Origin of the sequence: Pseudomonas sp. FP215 (assembly GCF_030687795.1) — a bacterium.
Taxonomy (GTDB): domain Bacteria; phylum Pseudomonadota; class Gammaproteobacteria; order Pseudomonadales; family Pseudomonadaceae; genus Aquipseudomonas; species Aquipseudomonas salmasensis.
Genome location: NZ_CP117447.1, coordinates 3,895,991 through 3,912,370 on the forward strand (window position 1 = coordinate 3,895,991; position 16,380 = coordinate 3,912,370).

The 16,380-nt window shown below is 60.2% G+C and carries 14 protein-coding genes and 4 tRNA genes; 6 read left to right on the plus strand and 12 right to left on the minus strand.

Annotation, left to right across the window (positions count from 1 at the left end; genetic code table 11):
• Positions 1-66: 66 nt before the first annotated feature.
• The 4 genes from PSH76_RS17425 to PSH76_RS17440 form a co-directional block, all read right to left on the minus strand.
• A tRNA-Asp gene (locus PSH76_RS17425) sits at positions 67-143 on the minus strand.
• A 19-nt stretch (positions 144-162) separates the two neighbouring features.
• Positions 163-238, minus strand: a tRNA-Val gene (locus PSH76_RS17430).
• Between the two features lie 177 nt (positions 239-415).
• Positions 416-492 (minus strand) — tRNA-Asp (locus tag PSH76_RS17435).
• A gap of 19 nt (positions 493-511) precedes the next feature.
• Positions 512-587 (minus strand) — tRNA-Val (locus tag PSH76_RS17440).
• A 159-nt stretch (positions 588-746) separates the two neighbouring features.
• Here PSH76_RS17440 and rdgC point away from each other — a divergent pair.
• The 3 genes from rdgC (at position 747) to sugE (ending at position 3,209) form a co-directional block, all read left to right on the plus strand.
• A complete protein-coding gene (gene rdgC / locus PSH76_RS17445; RefSeq protein WP_020301078.1) occupies positions 747-1,667 on the plus strand; it encodes a recombination-associated protein RdgC in 921 nt (306 codons plus the stop codon).
• Positions 1,668-1,822: 155 nt separating this feature from the next.
• Positions 1,823-2,782, plus strand: coding sequence for a bile acid:sodium symporter family protein (locus PSH76_RS17450; protein ID WP_003190129.1), 960 nt, complete (start codon positions 1,823-1,825; stop codon positions 2,780-2,782).
• 112 nt (positions 2,783-2,894) lie between these two features.
• Complete coding sequence (sugE, locus tag PSH76_RS17455) at positions 2,895-3,209, plus strand: quaternary ammonium compound efflux SMR transporter SugE (protein WP_010211634.1); 315 nt, start codon at positions 2,895-2,897, stop codon at positions 3,207-3,209.
• A gap of 576 nt (positions 3,210-3,785) precedes the next feature.
• Here sugE and PSH76_RS17460 read toward each other — a convergent pair.
• From PSH76_RS17460 to PSH76_RS17470, 3 genes are all read right to left on the minus strand, one after another.
• A complete protein-coding gene (locus PSH76_RS17460) occupies positions 3,786-5,660 on the minus strand; it encodes an MFS transporter (protein ID WP_305492672.1) in 1,875 nt (624 codons plus the stop codon).
• 59 nt (positions 5,661-5,719) lie between these two features.
• Complete coding sequence (locus PSH76_RS17465) at positions 5,720-6,868, minus strand: TDT family transporter (RefSeq protein ID WP_305492673.1); 1,149 nt, start codon at positions 6,866-6,868, stop codon at positions 5,720-5,722.
• Positions 6,869-6,979: 111 nt separating this feature from the next.
• On the minus strand, positions 6,980-8,167 hold the full coding sequence (locus PSH76_RS17470) for an MFS transporter (protein WP_305492674.1): 1,188 nt from the start codon (positions 8,165-8,167) through the stop codon (positions 6,980-6,982).
• Between the two features lie 91 nt (positions 8,168-8,258).
• Here PSH76_RS17470 and PSH76_RS17475 point away from each other — a divergent pair, with 91 nt between their 5' ends.
• Positions 8,259-8,798 carry a TetR/AcrR family transcriptional regulator gene (locus PSH76_RS17475; RefSeq protein WP_305492675.1) on the plus strand — a complete coding sequence of 180 codons (540 nt, stop codon included), beginning with the start codon at positions 8,259-8,261 and terminating at the stop codon, positions 8,796-8,798.
• 131 nt (positions 8,799-8,929) lie between these two features.
• Here the strand turns inward: PSH76_RS17475 and PSH76_RS17480 are convergent, their stop codons facing one another.
• The 4 genes from PSH76_RS17480 to PSH76_RS17495 form a co-directional block, all read right to left on the minus strand.
• Complete coding sequence (locus PSH76_RS17480) at positions 8,930-9,709, minus strand: ABC transporter permease (protein ID WP_003190115.1); 780 nt, start codon at positions 9,707-9,709, stop codon at positions 8,930-8,932.
• A complete protein-coding gene (locus tag PSH76_RS17485) occupies positions 9,706-10,638 on the minus strand; it encodes an ABC transporter ATP-binding protein (RefSeq protein WP_014717781.1) in 933 nt (310 codons plus the stop codon). Before PSH76_RS17485 ends, PSH76_RS17480 begins: the two co-directional genes overlap by 4 nt.
• 135 nt (positions 10,639-10,773) lie before the next feature.
• On the minus strand, positions 10,774-11,391 hold the full coding sequence (locus tag PSH76_RS17490) for a glutathione S-transferase family protein (protein ID WP_032892575.1): 618 nt from the start codon (positions 11,389-11,391) through the stop codon (positions 10,774-10,776).
• Between the two features lie 56 nt (positions 11,392-11,447).
• On the minus strand, positions 11,448-12,107 hold the full coding sequence (locus tag PSH76_RS17495) for a transglutaminase family protein (protein WP_032892576.1): 660 nt from the start codon (positions 12,105-12,107) through the stop codon (positions 11,448-11,450).
• A 190-nt stretch (positions 12,108-12,297) separates the two neighbouring features.
• Between PSH76_RS17495 and PSH76_RS17500 the strand changes: the two genes are divergently transcribed.
• On the plus strand, positions 12,298-14,745 hold the full coding sequence (locus tag PSH76_RS17500; RefSeq protein WP_305492676.1) for an acyl-CoA dehydrogenase: 2,448 nt from the start codon (positions 12,298-12,300) through the stop codon (positions 14,743-14,745).
• 75 nt (positions 14,746-14,820) lie between these two features.
• Positions 14,821-15,228 (plus strand): PA2817 family protein, encoded by a 408-nt coding sequence (locus PSH76_RS17505; protein ID WP_032892578.1) that lies wholly within the window; start codon positions 14,821-14,823, stop codon positions 15,226-15,228.
• 139 nt (positions 15,229-15,367) lie between these two features.
• Here the strand turns inward: PSH76_RS17505 and PSH76_RS17510 are convergent, their stop codons facing one another.
• Positions 15,368-16,300, minus strand: a complete 933-nt coding sequence (locus PSH76_RS17510) for a LysR family transcriptional regulator (RefSeq protein WP_305492677.1) — start codon at positions 16,298-16,300, stop codon at positions 15,368-15,370.
• Positions 16,301-16,380 lie beyond the last annotated feature (80 nt).

Genomic DNA, 16,380 nt, shown 5'->3' on the forward strand with positions numbered 1-16,380 from the left:
AAAAACCCGCTCAATGAGCGGGTTTCTTGTGGCTACCTGGCGTTCAGTGTTCCAGGTTACCGAATATGGCGCAGCGGACGGGACTCGAACCCGCGACCCCCGGCGTGACAGGCCGGTATTCTAACCGACTGAACTACCGCTGCGCGTAACACATGAAGCGAATGGTGGGTGATGACGGGATCGAACCGCCGACATTCTGCTTGTAAGGCAGACGCTCTCCCAGCTGAGCTAATCACCCTTCGTTTCGGTGTGGGCGCATCATACACCAAAAAATCGTAATGTCTTGATTTAAATGCAGTTTATTTAAAAAAAGTTTAGCGCACGATTTTTTGCCATATTTCGGACAGAAAAAAGCCCGCTCGATGAGCGGGCTTTCTGTGGTTACCTGGCGTTCAGCGTTCCAGGTGACCGAATATGGCGCAGCGGACGGGACTCGAACCCGCGACCCCCGGCGTGACAGGCCGGTATTCTAACCGACTGAACTACCGCTGCGCGTAACACATGAAGCGAATGGTGGGTGATGACGGGATCGAACCGCCGACATTCTGCTTGTAAGGCAGACGCTCTCCCAGCTGAGCTAATCACCCTTCGTTTCGGTGTGGCGCGCATTCTACGGAGCGACCTTAAGTCTGGCAAGCACTTTCTTAAATCTTTTTTTTCAGCCCTTCCAATGGCTTAGGCAGGGTTGGCCTGCGGCGTGATCAAGAGAATAATGCCCCCCTTTGTATAGAGGAGAGACTCACCCCATGTGGTTCAAGAACCTGCTTATCTATCGCCTGACCCAAGATCTGCCTGTTGATGCCGAGGCGTTGGAAGCGGCCATGGCCACCAAACTGGCGCGCCCTTGTGCAAGCCAGGAGTTGACCACTTACGGTTTCGTCGCACCTTTCGGTAAAGGTGAAGATGCTCCCCTGGTTCACGTCAGCGGCGATTTCCTGCTGATCGCCGCCCGCAAGGAAGAACGCATCCTGCCGGGTAGCGTGGTGCGTGATGCACTTAAAGAGAAAGTCGAAGAGATCGAAGCCGAGCAGATGCGCAAGGTCTATAAGAAGGAGCGCGACCAGATCAAGGATGAAATCATCCAGGCCTTCCTGCCGCGCGCCTTTATCCGTCGCTCGTCGACCTTCGCTGCGATCGCGCCGAAACAGGGCCTGATCCTGGTCAACTCGGCCAGCCCCAAGCGCGCCGAAGACCTGCTCTCCACCCTGCGCGAAGTGATCGGCACCCTGCCCGTCCGCCCGCTGACGGTAAAAACCGCCCCGACTGCGATCATGACCGACTGGGTTACCACCCAGAAACCGGCCGACGACTTCTTCGTCCTCGACGAATGCGAACTGCGTGACACCCACGAAGACGGCGGCATCGTGCGCTGCAAGCGTCAGGACCTGACCAGCGAAGAGATCCAACTGCACCTGACCACCGGCAAGGTCGTGACCCAACTGTCCCTGGCGTGGCAGGACAAGTTGTCCTTCATGCTCGACGACAAGATGACCGTCAAGCGCCTGAAGTTCGAAGACCTGCTGCAAGACCAGGCGGAACAGGACGGTGGTGATGAAGCCCTGGGCCAACTGGATGCCAGCTTTACCTTGATGATGCTGACCTTCGGCGATTTCCTGCCAGCGTTGGTGGAAGCACTGGGCGGCGAAGAGACACCACAGGGCATCTAAGCCATGTGAAGATCAAAATGTGGGAGCGGGCTTGCTCGCGAAAGCGGTGTATCAGTCAGTATATATGGTGACTGATTCACCGCTTTCGCGAGCAAGCCAGCTCCCACATTGGATTGCATCGCCCTATCCAACACTCTAATAACAAGGACCTCCCCATGCGCGCACTCGCCGCCTTGAGCCGCTTTGTCGGCAACACCTTCGCCTACTGGGTGTTGATCTTCGCCGTCGTCGCCTTTCTCCAACCCAGCTGGTTCATCGGCCTGAAAAGCGCCATCGTCCCCCTGCTGGGCCTGGTGATGTTCGGCATGGGGTTGACCTTGAAACTGGAAGACTTCGCCGAAGTCGCTCGCCACCCGTGGCGCGTGGCCTTGGGCGTGGTCGCGCATTTCGTGATCATGCCGGGCGTGGCATGGTTGCTGTGCCAGGCGTTCCATTTGCCAGCGGAAATTGCCGTTGGCGTGATCCTGGTCGGCTGTTGCCCAAGTGGCACGTCGTCCAACGTGATGACCTGGCTGGCCCGGGGTGACCTGGCGTTATCGGTGGCGATTGCCGCGGTCACCACCCTCCTCGCGCCGCTGCTCACACCGGCATTGATCTGGCTGCTGGCCTCGGCCTGGTTGCCGGTATCGTTCATGGAGCTGTTCTGGTCGATCCTGCAAGTAGTGCTGCTGCCGATCGTACTGGGTGTGGTCGCGCAGCGTTTACTCGGTGATCGAGTACGGCACGCGGTGGACGTGCTGCCACTGGTGTCGGTGGTCAGCATTGTGATCATCGTCGCGGCCGTGGTTGCTGCAAGCCAAGGCAAGATTGCCGAGTCGGGCCTGCTGATCATGGCCGTGGTGATGCTGCACAACAGCTTCGGTTACCTGCTGGGCTACTTCACCGGGCGCCTGTTCAAGTTGCCCCTGGCGCAACGCAAGTCGCTGGCCCTGGAAGTGGGCATGCAGAACTCCGGGCTGGGCGCCGCCTTGGCCAGTGCACACTTTTCGCCGCTGGCGGCAGTGCCCAGTGCGCTCTTCAGCGTCTGGCACAATATTTCCGGGGCGTTGCTGTCGACCTACTTCCGGCGCATGAGCGAGAAGGAAGACCGTCGCGCGCTGGAAACCACGCCGTAGCTTGATCGCCTGGTCCAATTTCGGCACTCTACCGAACTTCGCGGGGACGACCTCGCGACGCTATCAAGCGCTTACCCGGGGACGACCCCACTTTGATAGAAGCGAGGTCATCATGTCCTGGATCATTCTGTTTTTTGCCGGGTTGTTTGAAGTGGGCTGGGCCGTCGGCCTGAAGTACACCGACGGGTTCAGCAAGCCGCTGCCCACCGCCCTGACGATTGCCGCCATGGCCGTCAGCCTTGGGCTATTGGGGCTGGCCATGAAGGAACTGCCGTTGGGCACCGCCTATGCCATCTGGACCGGCGTCGGTGCCGTGGGCACCGTGATTGCCGGGATTATCCTGTTCGGAGAATCCATGGCGCTGTTTAGGTTGGCCAGTGTGGCGTTGATTATTTGCGGGCTGATTGGCCTCAAGATCTCGACTTAAGCCACTACCGCTATCGCAGCATAGGTATCTACACAACTACGGCACGACGCTAAATCTGTGGCGAGGGAGCTTGCTCCCGTGACGGACTGACAGCCGACGCTGATCTGGCTGAGGCACCGCGATCTAAATGTGGGAGCTGGCTTGCCTGCGAAGACGGCCTGACAGTCAACACAGTTGGACCGTGTACATATCCATTCCTGCGGTAACGGCCACTTAGGGTTCCGCTCTGACAGCGGCTCACTTTTGAAAAGCGCAAAAGTAAGCAAAACGCTCTTGCCCCACCACTCGGCACCTCGCTTAGGCTCGGTGTGCCCGTAATCCGCCAGTGATTTGGGGGGCCGCCGCCACGCGCCATCCATGGCGCGGGGCGGCTAAACCGGCATCCCTGCCGGTTTACCCCCCAAATCCCTGTCGAATTCCGGCCAGCGTGGTTTGACGGGGCGCCTGAGATCAAAAGCAGATCAAGATCAAGAGCGACTCGCTTCGCATCGTGGTTACCGTCTGCTGCTACAGCCCACAAAGTTATGTAGATACCTATGGCTTGCCTGCGATGAGGCCCCGACAAACAACCACAAACTACCTGACACTCCCCCGCAAACCGCCCACCACAGCCTGCAACTGCTCGGGCGTCGCCGCCTCCACAGCCACCGGCTCACCCGCCACCAACACCACCCGCGACCAGATCCGATGGAAAAAGCCCTTGTTAGGATCGCGGCTGAAGAAACTCCCCCATAACCCCTGCAACGCCATCGGGATCACCGGCACCGGCGTCTCCTCCAGGATGCGTGTCACCCCACCGCGAAACTCATTCATCTCGCCATCGGCGGTCAGCTTGCCTTCCGGGAAGATGCACACCAACTCGCCATCCTTGAGGTACTGGGCAATGCGCGCGAACGCCTTTTCGTAGATCTGAATGTCTTCATGGCGACCGGCAATCGGAATCGCCCCGGCGGTGCGGAAGATAAAGTTGAGCACCGGCAAGCGGTAGATCTTGTAGTACATGACAAAGCGAATCGGCCGACGTACTGCACCGCCAATCAACAGCGCATCGACAAACGACACATGGTTGCACACCAGCAACGCCGCGCCTTCATCCGGAATGGCTTGCAGGTTGCGATGCTCCACGCGGTACATGGAATGGCTGAGCAGCCAGATCATGAAGCGCATGGTGAACTCGGGGACGATTTTGAAGATGTAAGTGTTAACCGCGATGTTGAGCAGCGACACCACCAGGAACAACTCGGGGATCGACAGCTTGGCCACGCTCAACAGCAGGATCGAAACGATGGCCGAGACCACCATGAACAGTGCATTGAGGATGTTGTTGGCCGCGATCACCCGAGCTCGTTCGTTCTCGGCGGTGCGCGACTGGATCAGCGCATACAGCGGCACGATGTAAAAGCCGCCGAATACACCCAGGCCGAGGATATCGAACAGCACCCACCACGCCTGTCCGTAGCTGAGCACCGCAAGCCAATCGTTGGCTTGCACGTTCTGCGGAAAGCCGCCGGAGTGCCACCACAGCAGCAGGCCGAACACGGTCAGGCCAAACGAGCCAAACGGCACCAGGCCGATTTCCACCTTACGCCCGGAGAGTTTTTCGCACAGCATCGAGCCCAGGGCGATGCCCACCGAAAACACCGTGAGGATCAAGGTCACCACGGTTTCGTCGCCGTACAACCATTCCTTGGCATAGGCCGGGATTTGCGTGAGGTAGATCGCGCCCACAAACCAGAACCATGAGTTGCCGACAATCGAGCGCGACACTGCAGGCGTCTGCCCCAGGCCCATGCGCAACGTCGCCCAGGACTGCGTGAAGATATTCCAGTCCAGGCGCAGTTGCGGTGTCGACGCCGCCGCGCGCGGGATGCTGCGGCTGGCCAAATAGCCCAGCACTGCCACGGCCACAATTGCCACCGCCACCACCGGCGCGTAATGGGTGGAAGACATCATGATGCCGGCGCCGATGGTGCCGGCCAGAATCGCCAGGAACGTGCCCATCTCTACCAGGCCGTTGCCACCGACCAACTCATCGTCGTGCAATGCCTGGGGCATGATCGAGTACTTCACCGGGCCGAACAGTGCCGAGTGAGTGCCCATGGCAAACAGCGCCAGCAGCATCAGCTCAAGATGATTGGTCAAAAAGCCCGCCGCGCCCACCGTCATGATCACGATCTCGCCGATCTTGATCGCGCGGATCAACGCGTCCTTGTTGAATTTCTCGCCAAACTGCCCGGCCAACGCCGAGAACAGGAAGAACGGCAGGATAAACAACAAGGCGCACAGGTTGACCCAGATGGAGCGGTCGCCCTCGATGGTGAGCTTGTAAAGAATGGCCAGGATCAGCGACTGCTTGAAGATGTTGTCGTTGAACGCGCCCAGCAACTGGGTGATGAAAAACGGCAAGAAGCGCCGCGTGCGCAGCAAGGTAAATTGGGAAGGATGGCTCATCGTCGTCCGTGTTCCTGCGTGGCCTTTATTTATCAGGCCACGACTTTACCTAATCCTGCTTACTTATTCGCTAGCCCGGCAATACAAGGCGAAACAAAAAGCTCGCCTTTATAGGCCCCTTGCACGGTGCGCTTGGCCACGATCAGCCACATCAGCGCCAGCGCAACCACCAGCACACTGCCAAACACACTGAAAAATGCCAGCTGCAGCAGGCTCGCCAACTTAAGTGTGGCCAGGGCGTAAACCCCCAATGGGAAGGTGAACCCCCACCAGCCCAGGTTGAACGGGATACCGGCGCGCAGGTAACGCAGGGTAATCAACACCGCAATCAACATCCACCACAAGCCGAAGCCCCATAAGGTGATGCCCGCAATCAGGCCCAGGCCGTGGGCCATTTCACCGACACTGGCCAGGCCATTGGCGGCGAAGATCGCAGGAGCGTCCGTACCGAGCAGCAACATGCCCAGGGCACCGGTGCCGATGGGGCCCAGGGCCAACCAACTCGACGCTGCCATATTGGCATGGGGCAACTTATGCAAGGCCATGCGCAGCATCAGGATGGTCAGGATGCTGAACGCTACCGGCAGGGAAAACGCCCACAGCACGTAGCTGGTCACCAGCATCACCAGTTGCGAATGGGCATCGGCCAAATGCGGCGCGAGCAAGCCGCCGCTGGCCGCCGCCACTTCGGCCGCCACCACAGGCAACAGCCAGACGGCAGTCATCTGGTCGATGCTGTGCTCCTGGCGGGTAAACATCATGAACGGGATCAGCACGCCGCAGGCCAGGGACATGGCGACGTCCAGCCACCACAAGGCTTCGGCCAACGGGATCACATCACCGCCCCAGCGCGGCAGACCGAACAGCAGCAAGCCATTAAGAATGGTCGCCAGCCCCATGGGGATGGTGCCGAAAAACATCGAGACGGTGGAGTGCCCGAAGATGCGTCGCGCCTCGTGGAAAAACATCACCCAGCGGGCGGCATACAGCACGCTGAACAGCACAAACAAGCCGATGGTGAACAGCCACAGGCCCTCGGCGATAGCGTGCAAACCTGGCAAGTTGACCGGCAACTGAGCCAAGGCCAGCGCCAGCACACCGGTGCCCATGGTCGCGGCGAACCAGTTCGGGGTGAACTGGCGAATCACTTCCCGGGGACGGGCCAGGTGACTGAAGGGTTTGTAGCGGTGAGTGGTCGAGCAGGTCATGGGTTAATCCTCTTCCTCATTTGAGGTTGAAGCCATGATAGAACCTGATCGAATATCTATATAACGGGTAATATCTCTAACTGTTATCTGTTTTACCTATATTCATCGCAATCATGCCCTCGCCCTTGCCTGCGCCGTGTCCCGCCACAACAACCCAACAAGCGCGCCCAGAGACAGCAAGATAAGCACCGCACCGTAGCCGTCCGTAGTCGCGATCAGGCCAAACACACGGCTCAGGTTACCCGCCAATAACGCCGGTATGCAGAACGCCAGGTAGCTCAATACATAGAACGCCGACATCAGGCCCGCCCGTTCATGGGGCAACGCCAGGCCCACGATACTGCGCACACTGCCCATGAAGCCGCCGCCGAAGCCCAGACCTGCGATCACACTGGCGACAAAGAACAGCCACAGGCTGGCGGTGTTTACGGCAACCAGCAGTAACCCCACGCCCACGGCCAGCAGTGCGGCCGACAAGCGCATCACCCTGTCAGCCGCGTGATTGCGCAGGCTGTAGATCATCACCGCGCCGCTCAAGGTCACCACCGCCACCAGCCCGCCGCCGATCAAGTGCGAGGTCGAACCCGTGGCGACACGCACCAACGACGGCGCCAACGAGGAAAAGAACCCACCCAGCGCCCACACGGCCACATTCAATGGCATCGCCAGCCACAACGCGCGCCGCGCTTGCGGCGGCACATGCAGGGTTGGCGCCAGCGACTTCAAGGCGCCCGGTATGCGGCTGACCGTTTCAGGCAGGCGCCACACATACAGCGCCTGCAATACCATCAAGCCCAGCAGGGTGAAATAGATCAATTGGGTTGGCCAGGGCGCGAACTCCACCAGCAGCCCACTGCCCAGGCCACCACTGGCCATGCCGAGCATCGGTGCAAGGCTGTTGAGCATCGGGCCGCGCACGCGGTCGGTGTCGAGCAGCGTCGCACCCAATACCGCGGTCGCCGTGCCGGTCGCGAAACCCTGCAAGGCGCGTGCGGCCAGCAGGTAGCTGGTGCTGTCAGCAACGATAAACAGCAACATCGCCACGATATTGAGCAGCAACGCGGCGAAGATCACCGGTTTGCGCCCCAGGTAATCCGAAAGCGACCCTACGGTGAGCAGCGCCGCCAACAGGCTCACGGCATAAACGCCAAAGATGGCCGTGAGCATCGCCGCCGAAAAATGCAGGTGGTCTTGATACACCTGGTACAACGGCGTCGGCGCGCTGGAGGCAGCGAGAAAGGTCAGCACGGTGATGACCAGAAACGCCAGGCTGGACCGTTGAGAGATGACGCTGGGCATGGGCACGCTCCGCTAAAGCTAATATTTTGCTTTTGTGGAGTGTGCTACTCGCTGGCGCTTAAAGCAAATTCTTTGTGTTAAGGTCTTGCCCATGGCGATCAAAGAAGGCCTCCGCCCGGGGGGCCGTAGTGCCCGGGTACAAGAATCCGTCCACAGGGCGGTGCGCGAACTGCTGGAAACCCATGAGCGGTCCAGCGTCACCGTGCCGATGATTGCGGCATGTGCAGGCGTCACGCCGTCGACCATCTATCGGCGCTGGGGCGATCTGTCAGTACTGCTCGCCGACGTCGCCCTGGCCCGTATGCGCCCCGATACCGAACCGGCCAACACCGGCAGCCTGCGCGGCGACCTGCAAGCCTGGGCCGAGCAATACCTGGATGAGATGAGTTCGGACGTAGGCCGCAACATGATGCGCGACGTGCAAAGCAGCCCCACGCCTGGGTATTGCGTGAGCATCCTGAGTGGGCAGTTGCAGGTGATCGTGGACCGCTACCCGCAGGAACAGCCGCCGAGCGTTGACCATCTGATCAACCTGCTCGCCGCACCGATGGTGTTTCGTATTCTATTTTCGGCCCAGCCTTTGGCGGTAGAAGAACTGCATGCCCTGATCGAACTGGCACTGAAGGCTTAAAGCCCTGCACATAGCAAATGTGGGAGCGGGCTTGCTCGCGAAGGCGTCGTGTCAGTCAATGCATCAGCAACTGATCTACCGCATTCGCGAGCAAGCCCGCTCCCACATTTTTTACCGCGTGCCGTCAGCGGCTAGGTACGCATCCCACGCCCACTCACCAGTAACCGCGCACAACCGATATACAAGACGATGGTGGCCACGATCATGAAGGTGATCGCCACGCTGATCTTGATATCCGACACGCCCAGAATGCCGTAGCGGAAGGCGTTGACCATGTGCAGTACCGGGTTGGCCAGGGACACCGTCTGCCAGAACGGCGGCAGCAAGGTGATGGAATAAAACACCCCGCCCAGGTAGGTCAACGGCGTCAGCACGAAGGTCGGGATAATGGAAATATCATCGAAGTTGCGTGCGAACACGGCGTTGATAAAGCCCAGCAGCGAGAAGATCGTCGCCGTCAGCACGACCACCAGAATGGTGACCCCCAGGTGATGCACCTGCAGGTGGGTAAAGAACAGGGACAGCAGCGTCACGATCACTCCCACCATCAGGCCACGCAACACGCCGCCCAGGGTGTAGCCGATGAGGATGGTGTGCGGTGACACCGGCGAGACCATCAGTTCTTCGATGGAGCGCTGGAACTTGCTGCCAAAGAAACTCGATACCACGTTGCCGTAGGAGTTGGTGATCACCGACATCATGATCAGGCCCGGCACGATGTACTCCATGTAGGTGAAACCACCCATGTCGCCGATCTGCCGGCCGATCAGGTTACCGAAGATCACAAAGTACAGGACCATGGTGATCGCCGGCGGCAGCAGGGTCTGCGGCCAGATCCGGGTAAAGCGTTTCACTTCGCGATAGACGATGGTTTGCAGCGCGACGAGGTTGGGTTGCAGTTCAGAACTCATACCGCCACCTTCGCCAGATTTTTCTCCACCAGGGACACGAACAACTCCTCAAGGCGATTGGTTTTATTACGCAGGCTCAGCACTTCGATGTTCTGAGTCGCCAACTGGGTGAACAGCGCGGTGATGCCCATGGCCTTATCTACCTGGACTTCCAGGGTGTGGCTGTCCACCAGCCGGCTGGGGTAGCCGAGCAACTGCGGCGCCACCGAGAGATTGTTTTTCAGGTCGAGCAGGAAGGTTTCCACATGCAACTGGCCCAGCAGGTTGCGCATGCTGGTGTTCTCGACAATGGTGCCGTGGTCAATGATGCCGATGTTGCGGCACAACTGCTCAGCCTCTTCCAGGTAGTGGGTGGTGAGGATGATGGTGATGCCCTTCTCGTTCAGTTCAGTGAGGAAGGTCCACATTGAGCGGCGCAGTTCGATATCCACGCCGGCGGTAGGTTCGTCGAGGATCAACAGGCGCGGCTCATGCACCAGGGCGCGGGCGATCATCAGGCGGCGCTTCATGCCACCGGACAGCGAGCGCGAAGGCACGTCACGCTTGTCCCACAGGCCCAGTTGGGTCAGGTACTGCTCGGCGCGTTCCTTGGCGACTTTCGCCGGAATGCCGTAGTAGCCAGCCTGGGTCACCACAATGTCGAAGGTCTTTTCGAACTGGTTGAAATTGAATTCCTGGGGCACCACGCCAATGGAGCGCTTGAGCGCCGCCGGGGATTTGTCCAGGTCATGCCCGAAGATATTCACCGTGCCGCTGGTTTTGTTGACCAGGGTCGAGAGAATACCGATGGTGGTGGATTTGCCGGCACCGTTGGGGCCGAGCAAGGCGAAGAAGTCACCTTCGGCAACGTCCAGATCGATACCACTCAGGGCCTGGAAACCGTTGCCGTAGGTTTTGGTTAGCTGCCGGATGGACAGAGCGGAACTCATATGGGAATACGCACCAAAGAAGGGAATAGAAAGAATAGATGAAGGCACACCCCAGGTAGTTCAACCTGCGATGCAGTGCGAGCATGGTGCGTGCCCATGCCGCACAAGTACAGTCACCCGTATTAATAGTGTGTATTAAGTCAACGCGGTCATCACCGCCTTGCGGTAGGCCGGGCGCTGTTGCAGGCGCTGGTACCAGGCCTCCAGATGGGGCATGGCGGGGCGTTCGATGGGCATCTCGAACCAGGCGTAGATAAAGCAGCCCAAGGGAATATCGCCCATGCCGAACGCCTGGCCGGACAGGTAGGGTTGCTCGGCGAGGGCTTGCTCGACGGTTTTGAGCGCGTCGATACAGGCTTGGCGCCCGGCATTGATACTGTCCCAGTTTTGCTGGTCAGCCGGGGTGCGCACGATGCCCCAGAACACCGCCTTGAACGGGTCGGCGAGCGTGGAAGTGGTCCAGTCCATCCACTTCTCGGCATTGGCCCGGGCTTGCAGGTCGCTGGGGTAAAAGTCCGATGCCTGCTTGGCGCACAGGTAACGCACGATGGTGTTGGATTCCCACAGCACAAAGTCGCCATCTTCGATCACCGGCACCCGGCCATTGGGGTTCATGGCCCGGTATTGCGGGGTATCGACCACACCAAAAGCCCCGCCCGCATCAATTGCTTCATAGTCCAGGCCGAGTTCCTCGGCGCACCACAGTGCTTTCCTGACGTTTGATGAATTTTTACGACCCCAGATCTTCAGCATGACCGCGCCTTATCGTTGATGAACATGGCTTGATGAAGGCAGCAGCATACGCCGGTTCAGCCGCGGCTTAAATCGCCCTGCATATCGCCGAGCAAGGTGGGCGCATCGTCGCCAAACAAGTGCGGGTAACACTGGCGGATATGCGCGAAGAAAAATGCTTCGGGCACGTCAGCAAATTGCCCGTGGTCCACCACGTACTCCATCGAACGCTGGCCCTGGCGATTGAACGCGTGGAACACGCTGTCGTGTAGGCCATCGAATTCCAACGGCGGCACGTCGAACACTTCGCACAGTTGCTGGTTGAACGCCGGCGTGGCCTTGACCCAGCGGCCGTTCAGGTAAAGCTCGGTATAACCGTGCATGGCGAACACGTCACTTTTGAGCAGGGCGAGCAGCCGCGGGGTGGACAGGTGGTTGCGCACGTCCGCCAGGCCAATGCGTGCGGGAATGCCGCAGTGGCGCGCGCAAGCGGCGAGCAACGTGGCTTTGGGTACGCAGTAGCTTTCGCCGGCCGCCAGGGCAAAGCTGGCGCTCAAGGTGTTGGGGTCACGGCTGAAGGTGTAGGGGTTGTAGCGAATGGCCTCACGCACCGCGTAGTAAAGACTGACTGCCTGGTCACTTAAATCCGGGCGGGTTCCGCGATGTTTCTCGGCGAACTCCACCACCACAGGGTGGTCACTATCGATGAAGCGGCTGGGACTCAAGTACGTATTCATGAGCTTGATCTCCGAGGGGAGCCTGGAGTTTAACCACCAGGCCTGCCCGAGAGATAACGACGATTCGGCCAAATGCCGGCGCCGGCTGATGGGTTGCCCAGTACACCTTGTTACACCCTGATCACCCGGCTTGTTCGGATGCCGACTAAGCTCCCTGGTGGTTTCGCCCCTGGTTCACGGAGGATTGAATATGCTGTTGTTGTGGATACTGGTGCTGGTGGTCGGCATTGCCTACCTGGCACACCGCCGTACTGCCCCCCTGCCCGCCCTGGGCGTGGTCGCCGTCTACCTGCTGGCGATGGGCGCCTGGAGCCACGCACCGGGTTGGCTGCTGCTGATCTTCTGGGTGCTCCTGGCCGTGGTGGCCGCGCCGTTGTTGCTGCCTGACCTGCGCCGCCAATACTTCACCAAGCCGCTGTTCAGCTGGTTCCAGAAAGTGCTGCCGCCGATGTCCGAGACCGAGCGCGATGCGATCGATGCCGGCACCGTCTGGTGGGACGGCGAACTGTTCAGTGGCCGCCCCGACTGGGACAAATTGCTGGCCTACCCCAAGGCGCAATTGACCGAGGAAGAGCAGGCGTTTATCGACGGCCCCACCGAAGAACTCTGCGCCATGGTCAGCGACTGGGAAATCGGCCAGGCCATGGACCTGCCGCCGCAAGCCTGGGAACACATCAAGACCCATGGTTTCTTCGCCCTGATCATTCCCAAGGAGTACGGCGGCAAGGGCTTCTCCGCCTATGCCCACTCCCAGGTTGCCATGAAGCTCGCAACCCGTAGCGGTGACCTCGCCTCCACCGTGATGGTCCCCAACTCCCTGGGCCCGGCCGAACTGCTGCTGCACTACGGCACCGAGGAACAACGTAACCACTACCTGCCGCGCCTGGCCCGTGGCGACGACATCCCGTGCTTCGCCCTCACCGGCCCGCTGGCCGGCTCCGATGCGGGCGCCATGCCCGACACCGGGGTGATCTGCAAAGGCGAATGGCAAGGCAAGGAAACCCTCGGCCTGCGCCTGAACTGGGAAAAACGCTACATCACCCTCGGCCCGGTCGCGACCTTGCTCGGCCTGGCCTTCAAGGCCCATGACCCGGACCACCTGCTGGGCGAAGAAGAAGACCTGGGCATCAGCCTCGCGTTGATTCCTACCGACACCCCTGGCGTGGAAATCGGCCGTCGTCACCTGCCGCTTGGCGCCGCCTTCATGAACGGCCCCAACTCCGGCAAAGATGTGTTCATCCCCCTGGAATACCTGATCGGTGGCCAGGAAATGCTCGGCAAGGGCTGGATGATGCTGATGAACTGCCTGTCGGTCGGCCGTTCGATCTCGCTGCCCGCTGTCGGCACCGGTGCCGCCAAGTTCACCAGCCTGGTGACCGGGCAATACGCCCAGGTGCGCGAACAGTTCAACGTACCGCTGTCGGCCTTCGAAGGCATCCAGGAAGCCCTGGCGCGCATCGGTGGCAACGCCTGGCTGATGGACAGCGCGCGCATGCTCACCGCCAACGCCGTGGACCTGGGCGAGAAGCCGTCGGTGCTGTCGGCGATCCTCAAGTACCACCTGACCGAGCGCGGCCGTGAGTGCATCAGCCACGCCATGGACGTGCACGGCGGCAAGGGCATCATCATGGGGCCCAACAACTACCTGGGCCGCAACTGGCAGGGCGCACCGATCTTCATCACCGTGGAAGGCGCCAATATCCTCTCGCGTAACTTGATGATCTTCGGCCAGGGCGCGATTCGTTGCCATCCCTTCGTGCTCAAGGAAATGGCCCTGGCCGGTCGCGAAGACCATGACCAGGCGTTGAAGGAATTCGACGGCCTGCTGATGCAACACATCGGCTTCGCCGTGAGTAACGCTGCCAGCACATTGGTGCTGAACCTGGGCTTCGGGCACTTTGAAAAAGCTCCGGGCAACCGGTTGAGCCAGGGTTACTTCCGTGCTCTGAACCGCCAGGCGGCTGCGTTTGCCCTGCTGGCCGACCTGAGCATGATGTTGCTGGGTGGCGAGCTCAAGCGCCGCGAACGCCTGTCCGCCCGCCTGGGTGATGTGCTCAGCCACATGTACCTGGCCTCCGCGGCGCTCAAGCGTTACCACGACCTGGACTCGCCGGACCATCTGGAGCCGCTGTTTGCCTGGGCCATGGAAGAAAGCCTGGGTGAATCGGAACGTGCACTGGATGAGCTGCTGAGCAACTTCCCGAACAAGGTGCTGGGCTGCCTGCTGCGAGTGATTGTGTTCCCATTCGGGCGTCGTCATACCGGGCCGTCCGACGCGCTGGATGCCGAAGTGGCAGCCGTGATCGGCCGCGCCAAGGGCGACCCGACCCTGGAAGAGTTGCTGGCTGGCTGTTATCGCCCGCAATCGGCAGAAGATCCGGTAGGCGCCCTGCAACATGCCTACGACCTGCTCGGTGCCAGCCATCCCTTGCAGAAAAAACTTCACAGTGCGCTCAAGAGCGGCCAGGTCAAACCGGTGGCCGGTGAGCACGCCATCGACGCGGCCTTGCAGGCCGGCGTGCTGCAACCGGCCGAGGCGCAAACTCTGCGCGATGCCGAGGCGGCGCGACGCAAGGTGATCGACGTGGATGATTTCAGCAAGGAAGAGCTGATGCAGGCAGAGGGTAAAGTCCGCTGAGTCGAGCGGTCATATAAAAACGGGCGCGAGAGGCTTATACTCTCGCGCCCGTTTTTGCTTTAGAGGCCTTATCTCGTGTCCAACGTCGTTGCCGATCATCTCGTCTTGCTCGACCACTTGCGCAGCATCCTGGTTGCCGTCGGCGAAGCCGAACAGGTGCCCGAGGAAAGCCACGCACTGTTCCTGGAGCGCTTCGACGAACTGCGCGCCCTGCTGCCGATCGACCCGATCGAAAGCCAGTACCTGGGCCAGGACCTGATGAGCCAGGTCATTGTGCGTTACCCGCAAATCGCCCATCTGGTGCCCCGCGACCTGCTGTGGTTCTTCGGTGGCGACTGCCTGCACTTCATGCCTGACGAAGAACTGGACCTGTACCAGGCCCTGGAAGAACGTCGCTATGAAGCCGAACAGAACGACGAACCGTTCGACTGGAACCAGGAAAAACAGCTGCTGGCGATGCCTCAAGACCAGAGCAAACACTGACAACGATGCTCGTTCCCACGCTCTGCGTGGGAACCCATCCTGTGACGCTCTGCGTCACCCGTGCACAGGCATAAAGGCAGGACGCGGAGCGTCCAAGGTGGCATTCCCACGCAGAGCGTGGGAACGAGCAACCGCGTTCCTACCGTCGGCGCAGTGTGGGCTCCCTGGCCATGCACTCCACCAGATAATCGATAAACACCCGCAACTTCGGCGGCAGGTAACGTGTGGGCGAGTGCAGCAGCCACGCCTCGCCATGGTACGAGGCAATAAAATCCCACCCTGGCAACACCTGCACCAACTCCCCCGCTTCCAACGCATGCCGTGCGGTGAAATACGGCAAGCTGGCAATCCCGACATGCTGCAACGCCGCCTCCAGCCGCACCCCGGTGTGGTTCGCCGCATACCGCCCGCGTACGCCGACCGTGACTGCCTTGCCAGCGTGGCGAAACTTCCAGCGTGAATCTCCCGGTGTCTCACCCAGATAGATGCAACTGTGCCCAAGCAGATCATGGGGATGGCTCGGTGTACCGTGCTCGGCCAGGTACTGCGGCGTCGCGCACAGCAAATGTTCGATGGGCAACAGCTGGCGCCCGACCAAGCCTGGCGGCGGGCTGTCGGTGATGCGGATGCTCAAGTCGACGTTGTCGTCGATCAAATCCACATGCCGATCTTCCAGGATCAATTGCACATCCACCTTGGGATAGCGCCGCAAGAATTCCGGCATATGTGGGTGCACCACGAAACGCCCCACCGCCTTGGGCACACTGACCCGCACCAGGCCCTCGGCTTCATGGGTGAATTGCCCACTGATTTCCATCACTGAGCGCGCCGCGTTGACCATCTCCTGGCAACGCTTGAACACCTCCTCGCCACCCTCGCTCAGGCGCAGCTTGCGCGTGGTGCGTTGTAGCAGGCGCGTGGCCAGGGCGTGTTCCAGGCGCGAGATGCTGCGGCTCACCGCCGAAGGCGAAACACTGAGTTGCCGCGCCGCTTCAGAGAAGCTGCCGGTTTCCACGACCTTGACGAAAATCGCCATTTCACCCAATAACGGCAAAGGAAGATTGATGCTCATGACGCACAGGTCCATTGATAATTGAGCGGATTATCACTCATCTGCGCACTATTTATACTGCCCACAGAACCCTGATGCGG

Coding starts and splice junctions, on each gene's coding strand:
- PSH76_RS17480 (WP_003190115.1), bottom strand. CDS start 9,709: ATGAGTTCTGAACTGCAACCCAACCTCGTCGCGCTGCAAACCATCGTC.
- PSH76_RS17470 (WP_305492674.1), bottom strand. CDS start 8,167: ATGCCCAGCGTCATCTCTCAACGGTCCAGCCTGGCGTTTCTGGTCATC.
- PSH76_RS17465 (WP_305492673.1), bottom strand. CDS start 6,868: ATGACCTGCTCGACCACTCACCGCTACAAACCCTTCAGTCACCTGGCC.
- PSH76_RS17490 (WP_032892575.1), bottom strand. CDS start 11,391: ATGCTGAAGATCTGGGGTCGTAAAAATTCATCAAACGTCAGGAAAGCA.
- PSH76_RS17460 (WP_305492672.1), bottom strand. CDS start 5,660: ATGAGCCATCCTTCCCAATTTACCTTGCTGCGCACGCGGCGCTTCTTG.
- PSH76_RS17450 (WP_003190129.1), top strand. CDS start 1,823: ATGCGCGCACTCGCCGCCTTGAGCCGCTTTGTCGGCAACACCTTCGCC.
- PSH76_RS17485 (WP_014717781.1), bottom strand. CDS start 10,638: ATGAGTTCCGCTCTGTCCATCCGGCAGCTAACCAAAACCTACGGCAAC.
- PSH76_RS17475 (WP_305492675.1), top strand. CDS start 8,259: ATGGCGATCAAAGAAGGCCTCCGCCCGGGGGGCCGTAGTGCCCGGGTA.
- PSH76_RS17495 (WP_032892576.1), bottom strand. CDS start 12,107: ATGAATACGTACTTGAGTCCCAGCCGCTTCATCGATAGTGACCACCCT.
- sugE (WP_010211634.1), top strand. CDS start 2,895: ATGTCCTGGATCATTCTGTTTTTTGCCGGGTTGTTTGAAGTGGGCTGG.
- PSH76_RS17500 (WP_305492676.1), top strand. CDS start 12,298: ATGCTGTTGTTGTGGATACTGGTGCTGGTGGTCGGCATTGCCTACCTG.
- rdgC (WP_020301078.1), top strand. CDS start 747: ATGTGGTTCAAGAACCTGCTTATCTATCGCCTGACCCAAGATCTGCCT.
- PSH76_RS17510 (WP_305492677.1), bottom strand. CDS start 16,300: ATGAGCATCAATCTTCCTTTGCCGTTATTGGGTGAAATGGCGATTTTC.